Source organism: Actibacterium naphthalenivorans, from assembly GCF_014196965.1.
Classification (GTDB): domain Bacteria; phylum Pseudomonadota; class Alphaproteobacteria; order Rhodobacterales; family Rhodobacteraceae; genus Actibacterium_A; species Actibacterium_A naphthalenivorans.
Genome location: NZ_JACIEQ010000007.1, coordinates 35,707 through 54,899, shown reverse-complemented (window position 1 = coordinate 54,899; position 19,193 = coordinate 35,707). Strand labels below are relative to the sequence as shown.

Here is a 19,193-nt window from a genome sequence, read left to right as displayed (position 1 = left end):
GATTGATGGCACTTGAGCTTGACCGCCAAGTCCTCCTGACCGAGGCCCGCCTTGATGCGGGCGTCGACCAATGCCTGGCAAAGTGCCACCTGTCCCGTGCTTCTGATTGTCTTTGCCACGCGTCACATACCTTTTGTGACGTCGCTAGCGGATGAAATCTATTATCTAAAAAGTAGATATTTGAGGGTGTTATCGGCGTCTGGTTTCCATGGGCTGCAAGTCTGATGCTCCCGAGGCTGCCCATCAATCCCCTACCAATTGCAGAAATCGGCCGTAGTCCTCACTGACCTCCCTCGCTTCCTCGAAGGCACGGGCCCGTTCACCGTCGAGGCAACGGAAGTAGCTCTGGATATCCTGGATGTAATTTTCGAAATCGCCACGGATGATGTCCGCATAGTCTCGCGCTGCCTGCGAATCGCTTGGCAGGAAAGGACGAGCCGGGGCGAAGCAGGATTCCGCGAAACCCGGCCCGGGGAGGCAGATCAGGAGGGCCATAGCTTGTAATGAGAGCAGGCCTGTCAACCTTGGGTTTCTCAAACCTGTTATCTCCTTGATCGCGGACACTGGCCGTGACTAGTGTTTGCGTAACCAAACTACAGCTAAAGCACGATATTACATCTTGCGGTTGATAGTATAATATCGTAACTCTGGGGTTCAAGTAGGAATCCCCGAGGTTGCGCCATTGGAGAAAGCGTGAGCCGGGCCATGAACTGGGACATCGAAGCACCAAATGTGGTTACGGAAGCCAGATTCCGCGAGCTCGTGGAAAGCGGCCATAGCGCAGAAATCCTGTGCCAGGAGTCGGCACATAAGAAAGGCCCCAGCTATTACGGGGTCTGGATCATGCGCGTTGTCTCTGATGACGGGGTGGAAAAGCTCCTCGTCACCGCCCGCACGCGGACGACCTACAACGATATCAAGATCCGCGAATTCAAAACGATCTCCGGCGTGGTGTCTTTCTTCATTGGCCTTGGTTTTGCGCATGTCGACCTGCCGCTTGAAGCGGGAACAAGCCGGACCCACAAACTCGCGCCGTCAGACAAAGCCCCATCAGACAAGGGCGCTGGCAGCTAACCTCGTCTGTCTCTGGCTGGTCGCAGCACCTGCCTCAGCGCAAATGGTCCTGGTCATGGAGAGCGACGGCTCTCTGACCCCATCCCGGTCTCAGAGCAGTTTTGCTCGGAACTACAATGACGGCATCGGTCAGGGATCGGCAGCCGACGAACTTGCGATTTTCGGCAGCGATGAAACTGTGCCAGAGCGAGAAGCGATGCGCTTTGCAGCCCGTGTCGGTCCGGCACCCCTGCCCCGTGCCGATGTCCTAAACGCCATAGAGACCACGGCCCTGCGTTATGCCAGCCACCCCGGCCTAAGGCGCGCGGAGCTTTCCGTCACGGACTGGCTGAGCCTCTACCGCGCCAATATCGAGGTTGAGAGCGCCTACAGGCAGGATGCGATCTCACATGCGGGCGCCATTGGCCTTGGTCAGCTGATGCCCGACACCGCGCGTGATCTGGGCGTCGACCCGCGTGACCCCCAACAGAACCTCGACGGCTCTGCCCGCTACCTCGCGATGATGCTGGAGACGTTCGGCGATCCGCATCTGGCGCTGGCGGCCTACAACGCGGGGCCGGACGCCGTGCGCCAACACGGTGGCATTCCCCCTTACCGAGAAACCCAGAACCACGTGGCCCGCGTCATGGCTGTCGTGGCCCGATTGGAAGGATCAAATTCGTGAGACAGATTTCAAACCTCTTTGTCGCCTCGCTGGCGCTATTCCTGTTCATTGCCGAGCCCGCCCTAGCACAGAGCATCGATCTCTCCCCGATCCAGAGCCTGTTACAGGGCATCGTCGATGCGCTGACCGGCCCACTTGGCGTTGTCATCGCGACGCTTGCCGTTCTCGGGGTCTTTCTCAGCTGGTTCTTCAACATCATCGATCTGCGCCAGGCGCTCTGGGTCCTGGTCGGCATCGCCGGTGTCGCGGCTGCCCCCACCATCGTTGCCGCGGTCTTTGCCGGTGGCTGAGCGCTCGCCTCTCTTTCTCGGCCTCGTGCGCCCGCCCAAGCTTCTGGGCCTGCCCATCATGTACGCGATGGTCTGGCTTTTCGGGTCGGTGCTCTTGTTCGTCTGGGTCCAGCACATCGCGGTACTGGCTGTCGCGGCCCTTCTCTACCCGGTGCTTTGGAAGGCCGCAGATTGGGACCCGCGTTTCATCGACGTGATGATGACAGCCCTGCAGGAGACACCGCCCACGCGCAACAGGTCCATCCATGGCGGGGACAGCTATGCCCCGTGATGACGCCCGTGATGCTGCGCTCGATGCCCGCACAATGACGCCAGACTGGTATGCGCGCGAGACCCGGCTTGCGCATATGCTGCCCTATGTGAGCCTCGTCGACGACCAGACCGTGCGGACCCGGGTGAACGAACTCTTCCGGTGCATTCGCCTTGAGGGGATCAACAGCTACACGACGGACGATGCCTATCTCGACAAGGTGACGGCGCTTTTTGCTCGCATCGTCGCGCAACTCGGGCCAGAATTCAGCTATTACGTCCACAAGGTCTCCAAGGCCATCAAACCTGATCTCGACCCCATCCGTGAGGACAGCTTCGCGGGCGAGGTGGACCGTCGCTGGCGCGCGAAACTCGAGACCAGTGGGCTGCGCGACAAGACCCTGACGCTCACCGTCATTCACCGGCCGCCCCCGAAAAGCCTCTTGCCGTTCCTCGGTCGCAGCGCGCCGGACCGTCTGAAAGAGGAGACCCGCAAACGCTTGCAGCGCCTCGGCGAGGCCGTGAACGTCTTCCTCTCGGGCCTCGCAGAGCTCAAGCCGCGCCTGCTGTCAGCCGCATCGGGGGAGTTGGTGGGGTTTCTGGGCGCGCTCAACACGGGCACCGAGCTGCCGCTCTACCCGGCCAACACCTACGGCTTTCTGTCCTTCAACGTCGCCAATACCCGCGTGACGTTCCACGGCGACCATTTCGAGCTTTCCGAAGGCGTCGTGGGCCATCGCTACGGCAAGAGTTTCACCATCGGGGAATACTCGGAAGGCACCTCCTGCACAATGTTCGACATGCTGAACCTGCCGGTTGACATGATCGTGACGCACTCCTTCACGCCGATCAATTCGAACCTCATGGCGGGCCGCATCAAGCGGCAAAAGCGCCAGATGCAGGCCAGCCAGGACGCGGCCCTCTCGCTCCTGGAAGCCCTCGACATCGCCGCCGATGATCTCGAGGCCAAGCGCCAAAGCTTCGGCGAACACCATATGGTCGTCACACTCTTCTGCGAAACGCTCGAAGAGCTGCAAACCCTCAGCGCCGAAATCGTGAACGCCGCCGCGACCGAGGGAGTGAAAATGATCGGCGAGCGGGTCGCCGCAAAGGCGCATTACCTCAGCCAGCATCCCGGCAACCAGCCAAAGCGCGTCCGCGCCAGCGCCGTCACCAATCGCAACTTCGCGGATTTTGCGGCCTTTCACCGGACACAACTCGGCAAACCCGCCGCGAAAACCCCATGGGGCCGGGTCGTCACTTATTTGCCCACGCCGGAGCAGAGCGCCTACCGGTTTTCCTATCACGAGCAAGGCTCGCCCGACAAAGAACCGACCAGCGGCCATACCCTGATCATGGGGCGGCCCGGGTCGGGCAAATCGGTGCTGTCGGCCTTCCTGATGACCCAGGCCCGTCGCGCGGGCGCCCGGGTCTTCGTCTTCGATTACCGTCTTGGTATGGAGATGGCGGTCCGCGCGAATGGCGGGCGCTACGCGTCCCTGAACGCCGGTCAGCCCACGGGCCTCAACCCGCTCTGGACAGAGACCGATGCGCGCGGCACCGCCTGGCTCTCGGACTGGCTTGCCACCCTGCTCTACCGCGCTGACAAGCCCCTGACGCCCGCACAGACCAACCGCATCCAGGAAGTCGTGCGCCAGAATGCCCAGGCCACAAACCCCGCCCTGCGGAACTGGCGGGATTTCGCATCGCTTTTTGTGTCTACGGATGATGGCGGCGATCTGCACCAGCGCCTGCTCGAGTGGACCGAAGACGGCCGCTACGGCTGGATCTTCGGACAGAGCCTTGAGGACACTTTTTCGCTCAAGGGCGACGTCGTGGGTTTCGACCTGACCGGCATTCTCGACAGCGAGGCCGACAAGGAGCGGATGGCGGTCCTCTCCTATCTCTTTCGCCGGGTCGAGCGCGAGATCGAGGACCGCCACCCCACCATCATCGTGATCGACGAGGCCTGGAAGGCGCTCGACAATGCGTATTTCGCCGAGCGGCTCTCGAACTGGCTGGTGACCGCGCGGAAGCAGAACACCGTCGCGGTGATGATGACGCAATACGCAAGCCAGCTCGAACGTACCCGGACCGGCAAGACCATCGTCGAGGCCGTGCCGACGCAGATCCTGCTGCCCAATATCCGCGCCAGTGCCTCGGATTACGCCATGCTGAACCTCACGGAGAAGGAACTCGACGTCCTTCTCAACACGGGCAGCAACAGCCGCCTCGCACTGATCCGCGACGATCAGGGCTCAATCGTCGTCGATGCCGATCTCAGTGCTCTTGGGCCCAATCTCACCATCCTTGGCGGCATGGAGAAAGGCGAGGCGCTCGTCGGCGCCGATTACCGCGACCGCCCAGACTTCTGGAGGCTTTCATGATCCGTATTCTTGTCGCTTTGGCTGCGCTCGGCGCGCTGGCCTCCTGCACCCAGTATCGGGAGCCGCAGGCTAATTGCTTTTCCTTTCTCGCCTCGACGGCAGCGACAGCCCAGGATTGCCACTTCGCACCGCTCGGCGCGCCGGAGGGCGACATTGAAGTCTAGCCTGCCTCATATCCTCGCGTTTTGCCTGCTGCCCGGTCTCGCCTTGTCTCAGGGCGTGCCGACCAATGACAGTGGGCTGACCGCGCGTGACATCGTCGAGACTGGCGATCGCGAGGCTGACTTGGCCGTTCAGGCCGACAAGCTTGCCGTGCGCGAACTCATTGCCGAGATCGAACGGGAGCAGCTGGAAACCCTGCAACGCATCCTCGATGCCCAGACCAGCTTCGGCGGTCAGGGCTTGCCGGCTATGGTCTCGGGGCTGGAAAGCGGCAGCGGGGATCCGGCTCGGTCAGTCGAGGCGGCCTATGGCAATGCCGACATCGACCCCAATCCCGGCGGTGCGCAGATGTTCGGCGACGCCGTCGAGAACATCGAGCAGCTCATCATCCGCGTCGCCCAGGAAACCAGCGGCTTTGCGGGTGTTGGCCGCGCAGGCCTCTCCCCCGTCCAATGGCGCGCGCTGCTGCAAGCGCTGATCTGGCAGGAAAGCCGTTTCACCATCGGTGCACGGTCTCCCGTCGGCGCCTATGGTCTCACACAGATCATGCCTGGCACGGCCAGCGATCTCGGCATCAACCCGGAATATTATGACAGCCCCTACCTACAGGTGCATGGCGGCGCGCGCTATCTCGCGACCCAGCTCAACACATTTGATGGCAACATCATCAACGCCCTCGCGGCCTATAACGCCGGACCCGGCCGGGTTTTCGAGTATGGCGGCGTTCCGCCCTTTCGCGAGACCCAGCATTACGTGTCGGTCATCCCTGAACGCTACAATCTCTATCTGAGCCGTATCGGAGGGATCGATGCGCTTGGCACGATCGATCCGGCGCTTCTCGCCAATGCCAACCTCTCGCTCACGGGTCATGGGGCAGCCTTTTATGGCAGCAACTCACCAGCCGCGATCCGCCAAGCCGCCCTGCGCATTTCCGACATCGTCACGCGGATCTCCGAGACCGAGGATGTGCAGGAGAGCGTCGCGCTCAACACCTATGCACGCGCCGAACTCGTGCGTCTCGTGGCCGCCCGCATCCGGCTTCAGGCGGCACGCACCCGCGTCCTCTCTGCCGAAGAGCTGGCCCAGGCCAGCGCCCGCATGGCCGAAGGCGCGTTCATGGATTTTACGATCAGGGGGATTGAATGATGGGACATCTGCTCTTGAGGACGGCCTTGGCCACAACGCTTGGGATTGGCCTGCATCTGGACGCCCTATCCCCTGCCCTCGCGCAAGGCGTGCCCGTCGTCGACACCCAGAACATCACGCAAAATATCCAGCAGCTCCGGCAGATGATCGAGGACGAGATCCTGCAGAACGAGCAGCTGACGCAGCTCCGCGAACAGCTCGGCCTTCTCACGGACCAACTCGCGGAGCTGCAAAGAACCTACGAGGCCCTCACCCGCCTCGCCGAGCTTCCAGAAATCATCCGCACCGAGATGGAAGACGAACTCAATGGCCTACTCGACCAGGAGTTCGGGGACATCCTCGCCACGATTGAGGCGATCAAGACGGGGGATTTCTCCGGCCTGTCCGGCTCCGGCGCAGGCGAGATCGAAACCCAGATGGACCGGGTGCTGGCCGACCTCGGCTTTGACGAGGACACCCTCTCGGAAATGGCCGCGAGCGGCAATCCCGGGGCCAACCGCGTGGCGACGCAGGCCACCACCGGCGCGCTCGTCTCAGCCGCCGCCCAGAACAGCTATGAGGATGCCGGCCAATCGCTCGAGCGGGTAGACCGCCTTGTCGGGCTCATCGACGACATGGACGAACTCAAGGAAAGCATCGATCTCAACACGCGCGTGACCGCGGAGCTCGCCATTGCGCTGGTCGCCATGTGGCAACTCGAAGCCATCCAGACCGTGGGCGATGGCACCGGCGGCGTGATCGATGCCGCCACCATCGCCGAAGAGCAGCGCTTCATGGATTTCACCTTGCCGGACCTCCGGGCAGACTAATCGTGGGGGCATGACGGGTGGCGACTGAACAAGAAATCATCGAGGAAGAACTGGTCTATGGTGCTTTACGCCGCGAACGGCTCTGGCAACGCCTTGGCCTGATGGGCCTTGTCTTCGGTATCATCGGCTGTCTGAGTGCCGCGGCTGTCTCGATCCTCGACGTCGACCCGCCCCCCGTCGTTGTCCCCTATGATCCCGCCACTGGTTTTGCCCTGCCCGAGGCGTCCGTTGGGGCCACATCCGTCACCGCCAACCAGGCGATCATTGAGGCGGAGGTATTCCGCTATGTGACCGACCGGGAGGTCTATAACCAGCTCGACAACGATCTGCGCATCCGCAGCGTCCTGCGCCGCTCGGACGGAGCTGCCGAGAGCGGGCTGCGCCAGATCTGGAACAGCGCCAACGAGAATTACCCGCCGACGGTCTATGGCCCCAATGCTCGGCTCGACGTGGAAATCCTCAGCATCAACCGGATCGGAACCAACCGCGCGACGGTCCGCCTGCGCAAGCGCCTGACGTCCATTAACGGCACCCAGACCGGCCTCTTTACTGCGACGCTTCTCTTCGAGTTCCGCCCGGAGACCCGCCGCTCCATCGATGAGGTCTGGACCAATCCATTCGGCTTCACCGTTCTCGAATATTCCATCCGCTCCGACAGATTGGAGAACTGACGTTGTTGTTTATAAGATCGCTTATTTTTGTCATTGCCCTGTTGCCGGGCCTCGCCTCTGCCGAAGCCATCCCGCGTGGCGGTCCCAACGACAGCCGAGTGCGCTTGGCCACCTACCAGGAGGGTCAGGTCTACCGTCTCAGCGTGTCGCTCACCCATGTGACCACCATCGAGTTCGGCGAGGGCGAAAGCATCCGCTCGATCATCGCGGGCGACACCGAGGGCTTCGAGATCGACGGCGTCCCGGGCGGTCAGGCCTTCGCGATCAAGCCTGTGGCGCGCGGGGTGCATACCAATGTGACAGTCTATACCAACCGCCGCAGCTACTACTTCAACGTCCAGGAGGTCCGCAGCCCAACCTTCTACGTGGTGCAGTTCCGCTATCCGGAGGACGATGCGCGCCCGACCCGGGCCATCGCCGCCCAAGCGCCGAACTACAACTACGGTGCCAGCGCGCGGACCGAGTTTACGCCAACCCGCATCTGGGATGACGGGACGTTCACGTATTTCGCGTTTCCAAGAAACGCGCCTGTGCCCGCGATCTTCCGCTACGCGGGCGGCCGCGAGCGCACGGTCAACACGCAAACTCCTGAAGACGGCGTGATCCGCGTCAGCGGAGTGAACCGCCAATGGGTCCTGCGACTTGGCGAAGAGGTGGTCTGCATCGAGGCAATCCCGCCCGGGGAGGCCGCCTCATGAGCGATACCGAGAACACCGAGCTGGAAAAACGCCTCGCCGCCCTTGAGAAAGGCAGTGCCCGCGCCCCCATAGCGGCGCAGCGCCGGTCGCCCCTTCTCGCGCTGGTCGTGGTCCTCGTCATCGGCGCGGGTGGTGCCCTGCTCTATCTTCTCTCCCAGCCCGAGGAAGAGGAAGCCCTGCCGACGGCCACCCCGGACGTGTTTCAAAACGAGGGGGACGGCTTTGGTGCCATCGAGACCTTGCCCCCGCCCGAGCCAGAGGTCGTGTTCGTCGGACCGGATCCAGTCGAGCCCAACGCGGAGCTTCTGGCGCAGATCACCGCCTTGCAGACCCAGATCGAGGAATTGCGCAACGCCCCCGAACCGGTCGTCGAGGAAGACACCGCCGCCGCAGAGGCGATCGACGCGCTGACCGCTCAGATCGCGGCGCTACAAGCCGCCTCGGAAGCCGCACAGCAACGATTTCAGGACGAACTGACGGCGCGGGATCGCAGCCTTGAGCAACTCCGCATGGATCTGGAACTGGCCCAACTCGAGGCCAGCCGACCGCAACCCGCGCCAGTGGGCCCCACGGAAGATGAGCTGCGCGCACGCGAGCAAGAGCGACTGCGCCGCGAGGAAGAAGCCCGGCGCATGGCCGAGCTGGAGCGCCGCGCCGCGGAGGAACGCGCCTTCCAGGAGCGGCGCATCACCTCGCCCACCATCGCTTTTGGCGGTGCCTCCGGAGCGAATGAAACGGCTCTGACCGAACGCACTTTTGGCGAGGTGACGGATTTCGTGCTGAACGGGGCGCTGCCCTCGACGGTGACGCAGGCCGAGGTGATCGCCAATCCCTCCAACACGATTCTACAGGGCACCATGATCCAAGCCGTCATGGAAACTGCCCTTGACAGCTCCCTGCCCGGCCAGACCCGTGCCGTGGTGTCCGAGGATGTCTACAGCGTCGATGGCGTGCGCCTCTTGATCCCCCGCGGATCCCGTCTCGTCGGGCGCTACCGCGCTGGCGTCGATATCGCGCAGCGCCGCGTCACGATCGCCTGGGACCGGATCATCCTGCCCGACAACCAGACCGTCCAGATCAGCTCCTTCGGAGGTGATGAACTGGGCCGTTCCGGTGTCACGGGGTTCGTGGACACGCGCTTTGCCGAGCGTTTCGGGTCGGCCGCCCTGATTTCGCTGATTTCCGCCGCACCAAGTGCCGCCGCATCCGAGGTCCAGGATGAGACTGCCGCCGACGTTCTCGAAGACGTGGGCGATGATCTGGCAGATGCGACGGACAGCGTCATCGGCGATTATCTCTCCATCGGCCCCGTCATCTATGTCGACCAAGGCGCACGCGTCACGGTCATGGTCGACCGCGATCTGGAGATATTCTGAGCCCATGTCGCTGAGCTATCTCGAAACCTCGCTCGACCGGATTAACGCCGCCGCCCGCGACGACGTCATCGAGATCTGCATCAATCCCGACGGGACCTGTTGGGGCGAATTCCAGGGCGATCACTTCATGCGCGCGCTGGACCAGAGGCTGACCGGCGTTCAGGTCAGGGACCTCGGCAACCAGATCGCCTCATCGGCCAATACCACGATGAGCAAGGACCGCCCCATCGTCTCGGTTTCGATCACCTACAAGGGGCGCCCGATCCGCGCACAGGTCATCACCCCGCCCGCCGTGCTCTCGGCCATGTCGATCAGCCTGCGGTTCTTCTCAAGCCTGCCACTCGAGGGCATTGCGCTCGATTTCCTCTACGGAAAAGAGCGCAAGCTCGAAGACCTGCGCGTCGAAAAAAAGCGCGCCTTGCGCGCAGTGGTGGCCGCGGGTTTGATCGATGATGCGCTGGCCTTCTGCGTCGAGAACAAACTCAACATGATCGTCTCGGGTGGCACCTCCACCGGCAAGACCGTCGCCGCGCGCAAGATCCTCTCTCACGTACCGGCCGAGGAACGCATCGTGACCATCGAAGAAGCGGCCGAGCTTCTGCCGACCCAGCCAAATGCCGTGACCCTCATCGCCAATCGTGACGCGGAATTCCAGACCGCCGATGTGCTTCTCACCGCCACGCTGCGCATGCGCCCCGACCGGATCATCCTGGGCGAGGTGCGCGGCAAGGAGGCCATGACCTTTCTGGAAGCCATCAACACCGGCCATGGCGGGTCCATGACCACGCTGCATGCCGAAACCCCGCAATTGGCAGTACAGCGGCTCGCCATCGCAGCTCTGAAGACCGAAATCCCGATGACCTATTCGGACATGATCCAGTACATCGAAAATTCCATCGATGTGATCATCCAGGCCGGTCGCCATGACGGCAAACGCGGCATCACCGAATTCTACCTCCCCGGCGCAACTGAGATTGGAATTTCCCCATGAAGACGTTTGAATACAATATCCTGTCCTTCCCCATGACCCGTAAGACCAGCCTCTCCGACATGCAGGCCAGCCTGAACGAGAAGGGCGCAGACGGGTGGGAGGTGGTGTCGATCAGCACTTCGGAATTCGCCAATGTCGGGCACACGGTCTTCCTGAAGCGCGAAACCGCGCCCCTCGGAGCCGCAGCATGATGCGGGCGCGACGCCGCTTTCCGCTGAGTGCGCTGGCCGTGGCCCTGGGCCTGACGACCACCCCCGCCCTCGCCGAGCGCAACCTTGTGCCGACCCTCGAGCGCAGCTTTGACGTTTGTCCGGACCGGCCCGCCGAGCCGCTCTGGATGCAGGAGATCCCGCTCCGCCAAGTATACCATCGCGTCCTGGTCCAGGACATCTACAGGGCACAGAACCTCGAGCGGGTCGTCGAGACCGGCAACTGCGACTGCGCGACCCGGTTCCCGTCCTGGGACGCGGCCGAGGCCGTGTTTCGGGAGAGCTACGCGAGCGACGAACGGTGGGAAATGCTGCAATCCTCGGACGCCTACAACCGCCGCGCCAATGCCGCCCGCCCTGCCGCCCAGGCAATCTGCGACGCCGCAGGCAATTGGTAAGGCAGCCCCGCGATGAGTGTCGTCACCTACTTCGTTGAAACCTCCCAGGCCTATCTCGACACCGCCGCTGAGACCCAGTTTGGTGCGGTTGCGGCAACGGTCGGCACGCTCCTGGTTTTGGGGACAACGCTGGTGGTGATCCTCGTCGGCATCAACATGATCTATCAATATCGGGCCATGGATGGGCACACGGCTTTCTGGCTCGCGGTCAAGATCGGGCTCATCGGGATATTCGCGACCAATTGGATGCAGTTCAACGCGTTCTCGTCTGCCATTCTCTATGGGATCGACAGTATCGCGGGCGCGCTTGTAGCTTCCGTCGGCGGCGGCAGCCCGGGCCCTTCAGGCACCTTCGCGGAGGAATTCGACCGGCTGATCGCGGAGCTGGGCAACTATTTGAACGCTGCCGGGTCCGAACTGAACTGGATGGCCGGCGCCATGCTCGACATCGTCGGTGTTCTTCTGCTCTCAATCCTCGGCGGACTGGCCGCCTTCATCCTCGTGGCCTCCCGACTGATGATCGCGCTTCTGATCGGGATCGCGCCAGTGATGATCTTCCTGACGCTGTTCGAGGTGACCAAGGATTACTTCGCGCGCTGGTTATCCGCGCTTATCTCCTTCGCGATCTACCCTATCGTGATCGCAGGGGTCTTCGCGACCATCACCGGGGTGGCCTCGGCTCTCATCGGCGAGTTGGGTGATCCGGAAGGGGCTTCCAACATTGGTGCCCTTCTCCCCTTCTTCATGATGGTCCTCATGGCCAAGGGCTTCATCATCGCAACACCCTTCATTGTCCGCGCGATCTCCGGCAACATCATGATGCCTGCCCTCTCCGGAGGCCTCGGTGGCGGATACAGTTTCGCCCGCGCCGCCATGGGAAGCCAGCAGGCCTACAATCGCTACCTCATCGGCGGGGCCAGTGGCGCGGAATACGCAGCCCTCAGGGCGCGGCAGTTCTTCGGGGTGCAGCAGATGCCCGTGCGGCAAGGCATGGGGCAGACGGGTTCTGCAGGCGTCACAGGGTCCGCAGACTCAGGATCAAAAATGCTGGCGCAACTGGCACGGTTGGGGAGGTTAGGGCGGCGGTGACGGCCCAAATGTATGTGTCGGCTGCTGTTCGCAATCGAGAGTTTGGCACGATTTCGGAAATCGCTCATATGTATCCGGCCTGTTGATCGGCTCGCGGGCCGTGGCCTTGATGGGGTTACGCACGCGCCTTGGTCTCATTAGCGGATAGGTCGATGATGACCATTTGGGCCGTCAGACTCTGGGGGCGTATCTTCTCCGTTCCATGCTGTCCTCTCTATCGCGAACTCCTTGGTGACCGTGGAAGGCGTCAGATCGCTTCCATGGCCGCGTCTTTTGGCGCGTCGAACCGGGTGCCGTGTCGCAGAAGGCTCCAGGCGGTTCGAGCGAGTTTGTTGGCAAGCGCGACGGCCGCTTTGTTTCGCGGCATACGGGCGACCGCAGCGGTCAGCCACGGGCCGAAACTGAAGTCCGACCATCGGTGTGGGCGCATCATGATCACTTTTGCCGCCTGCACGAACAACATCCTCAGATAGCGGCTGCCGCGTTTGGTGATCCTGCCGAGAATGGTGCGACCGCCGGTGCTGAACTGTCGCGGCACCAGGCCAACCCATGCCGCGAAATCGCGCCCCCGGTCGAATGCTTCGCCTTTGCCGACGGCCGCGACCATCGCCGTCGAAATCATCGGCCCGATGCCGGGTATTGTCATGATGTTGGCGCAGTTCTCTTCGGTGCGGCTGATCTCTTCGATCTCGCCAGAGACATCCGCGATCCGTTTGTCCAGCCAGAGCCAGTCGCCATAGAACCCGATCAGAATGCCGCTCATCCAGGGCGATATCTCATCCCGTCGCTGTTCGAGGATCGTCTCGAAGGAATTCTTCAGCGCTCGCAGCCCCGACCTGACGGTGATGCCCTGTTCGATCAGGAAGGCCCGGATCTGGTTGATGGTGGCCGTGCGCCGAGAAACCAGCCGTGCCCGGACCCGGTGCAGGGCTTGAAGGTCGAGCTGATCCTGGTCTTTCTCCGAAACGGTCCGAAGGTTGGGTCGCAACGCAGCTTCTGCGATCGCCTCGGCGTCGTTGTAATCGTTCTTCTGGCCCTTGTTGAACGGCTTCACGTAAATCGCCGGTATGATTCGCGGCTCGAACCCCATGCCCCGCAGCGTTCGGCTTACAAAATGGGCGCTGAGGCAAGCCTCCATTCCCACGATGCAGCGTGGGAGTTGCTCAAAAGTGGCATTCAGGGCCAAGCGCTTGATCTGCTTGCGCATGACCAACTGGCCGGACCGGTCGAACCCGACCAGGTGAAACGTATCCTTCCCGATGTCGATCCCGATGACGGCGAGGTCTTCGATGCTTCCTGTTTTCTTTGCACACATAGCTGCTTCTCCTTGTTGCGCGGTTGATCCCGGTTAAGGATAACCCAACGGTGGGGAAGCAGCCGACACATCCCATTAGCCGACTTTCAGAGGGAATGTGGTTGGGAGCGTGGTCGCCGCAGTGGAGCACCGCTCGGAGCGAGCCTAGCACTTGAGCATTTGAAAACTGCGCACTTAGCCCGCCCGCGCCGCAGCGCTAACAGGAATGCCCGCGCCAAACGTGCAGACAGTCGAAATGACCAAGAGACCCGCAGGGTGGGCGGCTGCGGAACATGAAGCACGCATTGCTCTCACGCCTATGAAATAACTGACGTCTTGCGCTACATGTAGTATTTGCGCATTGTCAGTTCACAACAGATCAACCTGCGCAGGTACTCTTTGTCGGGCGCTCCGGCCTGCCATACGATCCTGGAGGGGCAAAGGAAGTTGAAGTTCACTGCAAGGCTCCGTAATATTCAGGCTGCGGCATCGCGGATCATGTTCCGCGCGATGACCATCTGCTGGATCTGGGTGGTTCCCTCGTAAATCCGGAACAACCGGACATCGCGGTAGAAGCGTTCGACGGCATAGTCGGCCATGTAGCCCGCCCCGCCGTGAATCTGCACTGCGCGATCCGCGACACGACCGACCATCTCGCTGGCATACATCTTGCAGCAGGCGGCATCAGTGGAGACATTGACACCGGCATCCTTGCGGCGCGCGGTTTCCTCGATCATGCAGCGTGCCGCAAAAGCCTCGGCGCGGCTGTCGGCCAGCATCGCCTGCACAAGTTGCTTTCCGGCGATGGGTTCCCCGAATTGCTTGCGCTCCATTGCATAGGCAAGGCTGTCGCGGATCAGCCGTTCCGCCGCCCCGACACAGACCGCCGAGATGTGCAGCCGACCACGATCCAACACCTTCATCGCGGTCTTGAAACCCTGGTTCTCGCGGCCGGATCCGCCGATGATGTTGTCAGCAGGAACGCGGACGTCTTGCAGGATGACATCGCTGGTGTGCGAGCCCTTCTGTCCCATTTTCCTGTCATGCGGCCCGACCGACAGCCCCGGCGTCCCGGCCTCGACCAGAAAGGCGGACACTCCCGAGGCATTTGTCGTTGCTGGATCAGTGCGTGCGAAAACCGTGAAGACATGGGCGTGCGGAGCATTGGTGATGAAACGCTTCGTGCCATTGAGGACGAAATGGTCCCCATCGCGGCGAGCCGAGGTGCGCACCGAGCCTGCGTCAGAGCCTGCGTCAGGTTCCGTCAGCGCGAACGAGGCGATCATCTCACCGCTTGCAAGCTTCGGCAGGTAGGTCGCCTTCTGCTCCGGCGTGCCGTCGATGATGATCCCCTGCGAGCCGATGCCGTTGTTTGTGCCGACGAGCGAGCGGAATACAGGCGACGTCTGCCCCAGCACGAAGGCTGCTGCAACCTCTTCAGCCATCGTCAGGCCCAGACCGCCGAACTCCTCGGGGATCGACATGCCGAAAAGTCCCATATCTCGGATTTCGGCGATCAGCGCGGGTGGAATGGCATCCTCTTCCGCCACCCGCTCCTCGTTCGGGATCAGGCGCTCCTTCACGAAGCGGTCCAGTGTGTCCAGAAATTGTGCAAGCGTTTCGGGGTCTAGTGACATGATGTTCGAAGTCCTGAATTCAGTGGGCCACCGCCGACACGCGGCGGACGAGTTCGGTAAGACGGGGCGCGATATCGCTTTCAATCCAGTCGCGCGTCAGGGTCTGGGACGGCCCGCCACAGTTGAAGGCCATGACCGGCGAGCCATCCCGCGGCGCAAGCGCCACGGCGACGGAATTGACATCCGGCTTCCATTCAGTGAGCGACATGCAATAGCCACGCTCCTGATAGCATTCGATCGCAGCCTCGATCCCGCGCCTGACTTCCGGCCAGGCGGCCCCTTCGTGCTGCACAAACTGTTCGAACAACGCGGCACGCTGTTCGGGAGGGATGACAGCAAGATAGGCGCGCCCTGCAGCGGTGGTTGCCATCTTGATATGGGCACCGACCTCGATGGCAAGTGTCACCGCATTCTCTCCTCGGCAACGCTCCAGATAAACCATGGTCAGGCGATCCGGGCTTGCCAGAGCGACAGGCATCCCGGTGTGGTCGGCAAGTTCCTGCATATAGGGCTTTGCGATCTGGCGCAGTGGTATGCCAGCAAGGCACGAAAACCCCAGCGAAAGCACCGGCGGCGCAAGTTGATAGCGCGCAGTGTCGGGATTCCAGCTCAGATAGTCGAGCTTGTGGAGGGTATAGGTCAGGCGCGAGACAGTCGACTTGCTCAACCCGGTGCGCATGGCGAAGTCGCCGTTGCCAAGTGCCTCACCCTCGCGCCGAAAGGCACGAAGAATTTCGAGACCCCGCGCAAGAGCGACCACGAAATCGCGGTCCTGCCCATCGCTTTCTGCGTGCTCCTTGCGTGGTCGCACGTTCGCCCCTCCTCGGCAGACCGCCCCTATATGAATCTAGGGTAGCAGGCGCTAAAGTCTCTGTCAATATCGCGGAATACTTTTCCGCTCTGCGGAATATATCACCTCACCGCCGACTGCTGAACAATAATCCGCTTGTCGGAATAAACACCTCTCCGCTCATGTGATGCGAACGTAACACCGGGTGCGCGACCGCACCGGCGCGGAACGCAGTAACCGCTTGATCGAGGTCACGCCGAGTCATGCGTCTCTTCCGCTCTTATGGGCACTTTCGGCACGCTTCGTGTCCGCGAGGAACGAATTGCTTCTTGCAGGAAGGCCCGGCCTGGCGGCGTTCCAGCCCATGCCGCGCGGACGCGCGCCTCGACCGGGCAGCAAGAATACACAATGAACCGAGCAAGATTATCCAATACAGGCCACTGCAGCGGTTCTAGGCTCAAAGAATTGGAGGGCGATCCGCGACCGGCCTGTGCCGATTGGGATCTCGGTCGAGATGACGCGGACCTGCAAGACAAACCTGTCTCTGGGAGGAGAAATATGCCGATCAGCAAGGAAGCCGATACACTGCGTGCGCTCTATCAGAGTTGGACCGACCAGATGGTCGCGAATCCGAATCTCTCGATCCTGAATCTGCGCAGCATGTTCGATGAATGGGGCCAGCCCGCGCTGGAGCCCGAGAACGTCACCTACAAGAGCGACCATGTCGGCGGCGTCGAGGCGATCTGGGCGCTGCCTGCGGGCGCCGACACCAAGCGCGTGATTCTCTATACCCATGGCGGCGGTTTCTGCGTGGGGTCGGCCGACAGCCACCGCAAGATGGTGGGGCATCTGGCCAAGGCTCTGGGCGTGACGGCCTGCAACCTGCATTATCGCCGTGCGCCGGAACACCCCTTCCCCGCCCAGATCGAAGACGCCGTGGCCGCCTACAAGGCGCTGCTGGCCAAGGGTTTTGATGCAAAGAACATCCTGACGGCGGGCGACAGTGCCGGTGGCAACCTTGCCGTTGCCTCGGTTCTCAAATTCCGCGAGCTTGGCCTGCCGCTGCCGGGTGCCGTCATCGCCTATTCGCCCTGGCTCGACATGGCACTGCGCGGCAAGACGCTGGAAACCAATGCCGGGACGGACGCTCTTGTCAGCCGTGCCATCCTGGAAGGGATGTCGGGAATGTTCCTGGGCGGTGCGACCGACCCGCTGAACCCGCTGGCCAACCCGCTGGAAAACGACTTCACCGGCTTCCCGCCGCTCTACATCACCTGCGGAAGCGCCGAGACGCTGCAGAGCGACTCGGAAGCGCTGCACGCCAAGGCCAAGGCCGCGGGCGTGAAGACGACGCTTTCGGTGGTTCCCGGCATGCAGCACGTCTTTCCGTCGCTGGCGGGCCGTGCGCCCGAGGCCGATCAGGAAATTGCCCGCATCGCCACCTGGTATCGCGCGCTGTGATTGCGCCACCCGATGTCGCATTGCGGCGCTGGGCGGCCTGACGCGTCAAGACAATCAATCCGGCGCCAGGCCCGTATCGCACGGGGCTTCGGAGCCATGATATGGGAAGAGAAACATGACCGAGACTCTTGAAACCACCAAGACCAAAGGGGCCGATTTCGATGCTGTCGTCGTCGGCGCGGGCTTCGGCGGCCTCTACTCCGTTTACAAACTTCGCAATGAGCAGGGCCTGAACGTCAAGGCCTATGACAGCGCCGGCGATGTCGGCGGCACCTGGTTCTGGAACCGCTATCCGGGCGCCTTGTCGGACACGGAAAGCTTCGTCTACCGCTATTCCTTCAGCGGCGAATTGCTGCAGAAAGGCCGCTGGAAGACCCGCTACCTGACCCAGCCCGAGATCCTCGCCTACATGAACGAGGTTGCGGATACCTACGATCTGCGCCGCAGCTACGAGTTCAACACCCGCGTCACCGCAGCCCGTTTCGACGAGGAAACCGGGCTCTGGCATGTGACCACCGACAAGGGACAGACCGTCACGGCGAAATACCTCATCACCGGTCTTGGCCTGCTGTCGGCGACGAACCTGCCCAAGTTCAAGGGCATCGACAGCTTCAAGGGACAGATCCTGCACACCGGCGCCTGGCCGGAGGGGATCGACCTGAAGGGCAAGCGCGTGGGCATCATCGGCACCGGCTCGACCGGGACTCAGGTGATCACCGCCACCGCCCCCATCGCGAAACACCTGACGGTGTTCCAGCGTTCGCCGCAATATGTCGTGCCGATCGGCAACACGCCGCAGGACGAGGCGACGATCGCCGCGCAGAAGGCCAGCTATGACGACATCTGGAAACAGGTGAAATCGTCGGCCGTGGCGTTCGGCTTCGAGGAAAGCACCATCCCTGCGGAAACAGCCACGCCCGAGGAACGCGAGCGCGTGTTCGAGGCGGCATGGCAGCGCGGCGGCGGCTTCTACTTCATGTTCGGCACCTTCTGCGACATCGCGACCAGCCAGATCGCCAATGACGCGGCGGCCGACTTCATCAAGAAGAAGATCGGGCAGATCGTGAAGGATCCCGAGACCGCGAGGAAGCTGACGCCGACCGACCTCTACGCCAAGCGGCCCTTGTGCGGGAACGACTACTACGGGGTCTACAACCGCCCCAACGTCACTCTGGCCGATGTGAAAGCCGATCCGATCGCGGAGTTCACCCCGACCGGCATCCGTCTGGCAAGCGGCGCCGAGCATGAGCTGGACGTGGTGATCTTCGCCACCGGCTTTGACGCGGTGGACGGCAACTACACGAGGATGGACCTGCGCGGCCGCGGCGGCGTCACCATGCGCGACAAGTGGAAGGACGGCCCCTTGGGCTATCTGGGCATGATGGAGACGGATTTCCCGAATCTCTTCATGATACTTGGCCCGAACGGCCCCTTCACAAACCTGCCGCCCAGCATCGAGACGCAGGTCGAATGGTTTTCGGACACCATCAAGATGATGGAGGCCAAGGGTCTGAAGAGCATCGAGCCGACCGAGGCTGCCCGCGACGAATGGGTCGCCCTGTGCCGCACGATTGCCGACATGACCCTGTTCCCGAAAGCTGACAGCTGGATCTTCGGTGCCAACATTCCTGGCAAGAAGAATGCCGTCATGTTCTACTTGGCGGGCCTCGGCAATTACCGCGCTGCGATCGACGCGGTTAAGGATGGTGGCTATGAGACCATGATCTTCGACCGCGAGAAGGCCTCAACCTGACGCGCTGGCCGGGGGGGAGATAGTGCCCTCCCGGCCACAGATTAC

At 62.2% G+C, this 19,193-nt stretch carries 21 protein-coding genes; 17 read left to right on the top strand and 4 right to left on the bottom strand.

The features are described from left to right. Positions 1-243 precede the first annotated feature (243 nt). Complete coding sequence (locus GGR17_RS17240) at positions 244-495, bottom strand: hypothetical protein (protein ID WP_054540687.1); 252 nt, start codon at positions 493-495, stop codon at positions 244-246. A 210-nt stretch (positions 496-705) separates the two neighbouring features. On the opposite strand from GGR17_RS17240, the gene GGR17_RS17235 reads away from it, so the two are divergent. The 15 genes from GGR17_RS17235 to GGR17_RS17165 are packed head-to-tail and all read left to right on the top strand — an operon-like array spanning position 706 to position 12,213. Continuing rightward, positions 706-1,074: a hypothetical protein gene (locus tag GGR17_RS17235; protein ID WP_054540686.1), complete on the top strand. Its 369-nt coding sequence runs from the start codon at positions 706-708 to the stop codon at positions 1,072-1,074. A 43-nt stretch (positions 1,075-1,117) separates the two neighbouring features. Beyond that, a complete protein-coding gene (locus tag GGR17_RS17230) occupies positions 1,118-1,738 on the top strand; it encodes a lytic transglycosylase domain-containing protein (RefSeq protein ID WP_054540685.1) in 621 nt (206 codons plus the stop codon). Further along, positions 1,735-2,028 (top strand): TrbC/VirB2 family protein, encoded by a 294-nt coding sequence (locus tag GGR17_RS17225; protein WP_012187163.1) that lies wholly within the window; start codon positions 1,735-1,737, stop codon positions 2,026-2,028. Before GGR17_RS17230 ends, GGR17_RS17225 begins: the two co-directional genes overlap by 4 nt. Then, entirely contained in the window at positions 2,021-2,299 is a 279-nt protein-coding gene (locus GGR17_RS17220) for a type IV secretion system protein VirB3 (RefSeq protein ID WP_009808059.1), read from the top strand. The genes GGR17_RS17225 and GGR17_RS17220 overlap by 8 nt, the downstream gene beginning before the upstream one ends. Continuing rightward, positions 2,289-4,664 carry a VirB4 family type IV secretion/conjugal transfer ATPase gene (locus tag GGR17_RS17215; protein WP_054540684.1) on the top strand — a complete coding sequence of 792 codons (2,376 nt, stop codon included), beginning with the start codon at positions 2,289-2,291 and terminating at the stop codon, positions 4,662-4,664. The genes GGR17_RS17220 and GGR17_RS17215 overlap by 11 nt, the downstream gene beginning before the upstream one ends. Continuing rightward, a complete protein-coding gene (locus GGR17_RS17210; RefSeq protein ID WP_173585996.1) occupies positions 4,661-4,828 on the top strand; it encodes a hypothetical protein in 168 nt (55 codons plus the stop codon). The genes GGR17_RS17215 and GGR17_RS17210 overlap by 4 nt, the downstream gene beginning before the upstream one ends. After that, positions 4,818-5,972, top strand: a complete 1,155-nt coding sequence (locus tag GGR17_RS17205; RefSeq protein WP_173585995.1) for a lytic transglycosylase domain-containing protein — start codon at positions 4,818-4,820, stop codon at positions 5,970-5,972. The genes GGR17_RS17210 and GGR17_RS17205 overlap by 11 nt, the downstream gene beginning before the upstream one ends. Next, positions 5,972-6,781: a type IV secretion system protein gene (locus GGR17_RS17200; protein ID WP_054540746.1), complete on the top strand. Its 810-nt coding sequence runs from the start codon at positions 5,972-5,974 to the stop codon at positions 6,779-6,781. The genes GGR17_RS17205 and GGR17_RS17200 overlap by 1 nt, the downstream gene beginning before the upstream one ends. Positions 6,782-6,798: 17 nt before the next feature. Continuing rightward, positions 6,799-7,452, top strand: a complete 654-nt coding sequence (locus GGR17_RS17195; protein ID WP_054540682.1) for a virB8 family protein — start codon at positions 6,799-6,801, stop codon at positions 7,450-7,452. 2 nt (positions 7,453-7,454) lie between these two features. After that, on the top strand, positions 7,455-8,150 hold the full coding sequence (locus GGR17_RS17190) for a TrbG/VirB9 family P-type conjugative transfer protein (RefSeq protein ID WP_054540681.1): 696 nt from the start codon (positions 7,455-7,457) through the stop codon (positions 8,148-8,150). Beyond that, a complete protein-coding gene (locus GGR17_RS17185) occupies positions 8,147-9,526 on the top strand; it encodes a TrbI/VirB10 family protein (protein ID WP_054540680.1) in 1,380 nt (459 codons plus the stop codon). The genes GGR17_RS17190 and GGR17_RS17185 overlap by 4 nt, the downstream gene beginning before the upstream one ends. Positions 9,527-9,530: 4 nt before the next feature. Beyond that, a complete protein-coding gene (locus tag GGR17_RS17180) occupies positions 9,531-10,517 on the top strand; it encodes an ATPase, T2SS/T4P/T4SS family (protein WP_054540679.1) in 987 nt (328 codons plus the stop codon). Beyond that, positions 10,514-10,708 (top strand): DUF4177 domain-containing protein, encoded by a 195-nt coding sequence (locus GGR17_RS17175; RefSeq protein WP_054540678.1) that lies wholly within the window; start codon positions 10,514-10,516, stop codon positions 10,706-10,708. Before GGR17_RS17180 ends, GGR17_RS17175 begins: the two co-directional genes overlap by 4 nt. Then, positions 10,705-11,124 carry a hypothetical protein gene (locus GGR17_RS17170; RefSeq protein WP_054540677.1) on the top strand — a complete coding sequence of 140 codons (420 nt, stop codon included), beginning with the start codon at positions 10,705-10,707 and terminating at the stop codon, positions 11,122-11,124. Before GGR17_RS17175 ends, GGR17_RS17170 begins: the two co-directional genes overlap by 4 nt. Before the next feature lie 12 nt (positions 11,125-11,136). After that, on the top strand, positions 11,137-12,213 hold the full coding sequence (locus tag GGR17_RS17165) for a type IV secretion system protein (protein WP_054540676.1): 1,077 nt from the start codon (positions 11,137-11,139) through the stop codon (positions 12,211-12,213). A gap of 247 nt (positions 12,214-12,460) precedes the next feature. On the opposite strand, the gene GGR17_RS17160 is transcribed toward GGR17_RS17165, so the two are convergent. The 3 genes from GGR17_RS17160 to GGR17_RS20565 form a co-directional block, all read right to left on the bottom strand. Beyond that, positions 12,461-13,528: an IS110 family RNA-guided transposase gene (locus GGR17_RS17160; RefSeq protein WP_054540675.1), complete on the bottom strand. Its 1,068-nt coding sequence runs from the start codon at positions 13,526-13,528 to the stop codon at positions 12,461-12,463. Between the two features lie 455 nt (positions 13,529-13,983). Beyond that, a complete protein-coding gene (locus GGR17_RS17155) occupies positions 13,984-15,144 on the bottom strand; it encodes an acyl-CoA dehydrogenase family protein (RefSeq protein ID WP_054540674.1) in 1,161 nt (386 codons plus the stop codon). Positions 15,145-15,163: 19 nt separating this feature from the next. Continuing rightward, positions 15,164-15,955 carry an IclR family transcriptional regulator gene (locus GGR17_RS20565; protein ID WP_054540673.1) on the bottom strand — a complete coding sequence of 264 codons (792 nt, stop codon included), beginning with the start codon at positions 15,953-15,955 and terminating at the stop codon, positions 15,164-15,166. Between the two features lie 537 nt (positions 15,956-16,492). Between GGR17_RS20565 and GGR17_RS17145 the strand changes: the two genes are divergently transcribed. Both GGR17_RS17145 and GGR17_RS17140 read left to right on the top strand, forming a co-directional pair. Next, complete coding sequence (locus GGR17_RS17145) at positions 16,493-17,395, top strand: alpha/beta hydrolase (protein ID WP_054540672.1); 903 nt, start codon at positions 16,493-16,495, stop codon at positions 17,393-17,395. Positions 17,396-17,510: 115 nt separating this feature from the next. After that, positions 17,511-19,148: a flavin-containing monooxygenase gene (locus GGR17_RS17140; protein ID WP_054540671.1), complete on the top strand. Its 1,638-nt coding sequence runs from the start codon at positions 17,511-17,513 to the stop codon at positions 19,146-19,148. The last annotated feature ends 45 nt before the right edge of the window (positions 19,149-19,193 follow it).

Bases quoted from the DNA above. Each gene is read 5' to 3' on its own strand.
- GGR17_RS17180 (WP_054540679.1), top strand. From the start codon at position 9,531: ATGTCGCTGAGCTATCTCGAAACCTCGCTCGACCGGATTAACGCCGCC.
- GGR17_RS17230 (WP_054540685.1), top strand. From the start codon at position 1,118: ATGGTCCTGGTCATGGAGAGCGACGGCTCTCTGACCCCATCCCGGTCT.
- GGR17_RS17145 (WP_054540672.1), top strand. From the start codon at position 16,493: ATGCCGATCAGCAAGGAAGCCGATACACTGCGTGCGCTCTATCAGAGT.
- GGR17_RS17140 (WP_054540671.1), top strand. From the start codon at position 17,511: ATGACCGAGACTCTTGAAACCACCAAGACCAAAGGGGCCGATTTCGAT.
- GGR17_RS17215 (WP_054540684.1), top strand. From the start codon at position 2,289: ATGCCCCGTGATGACGCCCGTGATGCTGCGCTCGATGCCCGCACAATG.
- GGR17_RS17175 (WP_054540678.1), top strand. From the start codon at position 10,514: ATGAAGACGTTTGAATACAATATCCTGTCCTTCCCCATGACCCGTAAG.
- GGR17_RS17235 (WP_054540686.1), top strand. From the start codon at position 706: ATGAACTGGGACATCGAAGCACCAAATGTGGTTACGGAAGCCAGATTC.
- GGR17_RS17155 (WP_054540674.1), bottom strand. From the start codon at position 15,144: ATGTCACTAGACCCCGAAACGCTTGCACAATTTCTGGACACACTGGAC.
- GGR17_RS17185 (WP_054540680.1), top strand. From the start codon at position 8,147: ATGAGCGATACCGAGAACACCGAGCTGGAAAAACGCCTCGCCGCCCTT.
- GGR17_RS17160 (WP_054540675.1), bottom strand. From the start codon at position 13,528: ATGTGTGCAAAGAAAACAGGAAGCATCGAAGACCTCGCCGTCATCGGG.
- GGR17_RS17200 (WP_054540746.1), top strand. From the start codon at position 5,972: ATGGGACATCTGCTCTTGAGGACGGCCTTGGCCACAACGCTTGGGATT.
- GGR17_RS17165 (WP_054540676.1), top strand. From the start codon at position 11,137: ATGAGTGTCGTCACCTACTTCGTTGAAACCTCCCAGGCCTATCTCGAC.
- GGR17_RS17240 (WP_054540687.1), bottom strand. From the start codon at position 495: ATGGCCCTCCTGATCTGCCTCCCCGGGCCGGGTTTCGCGGAATCCTGC.
- GGR17_RS17210 (WP_173585996.1), top strand. From the start codon at position 4,661: ATGATCCGTATTCTTGTCGCTTTGGCTGCGCTCGGCGCGCTGGCCTCC.
- GGR17_RS17170 (WP_054540677.1), top strand. From the start codon at position 10,705: ATGATGCGGGCGCGACGCCGCTTTCCGCTGAGTGCGCTGGCCGTGGCC.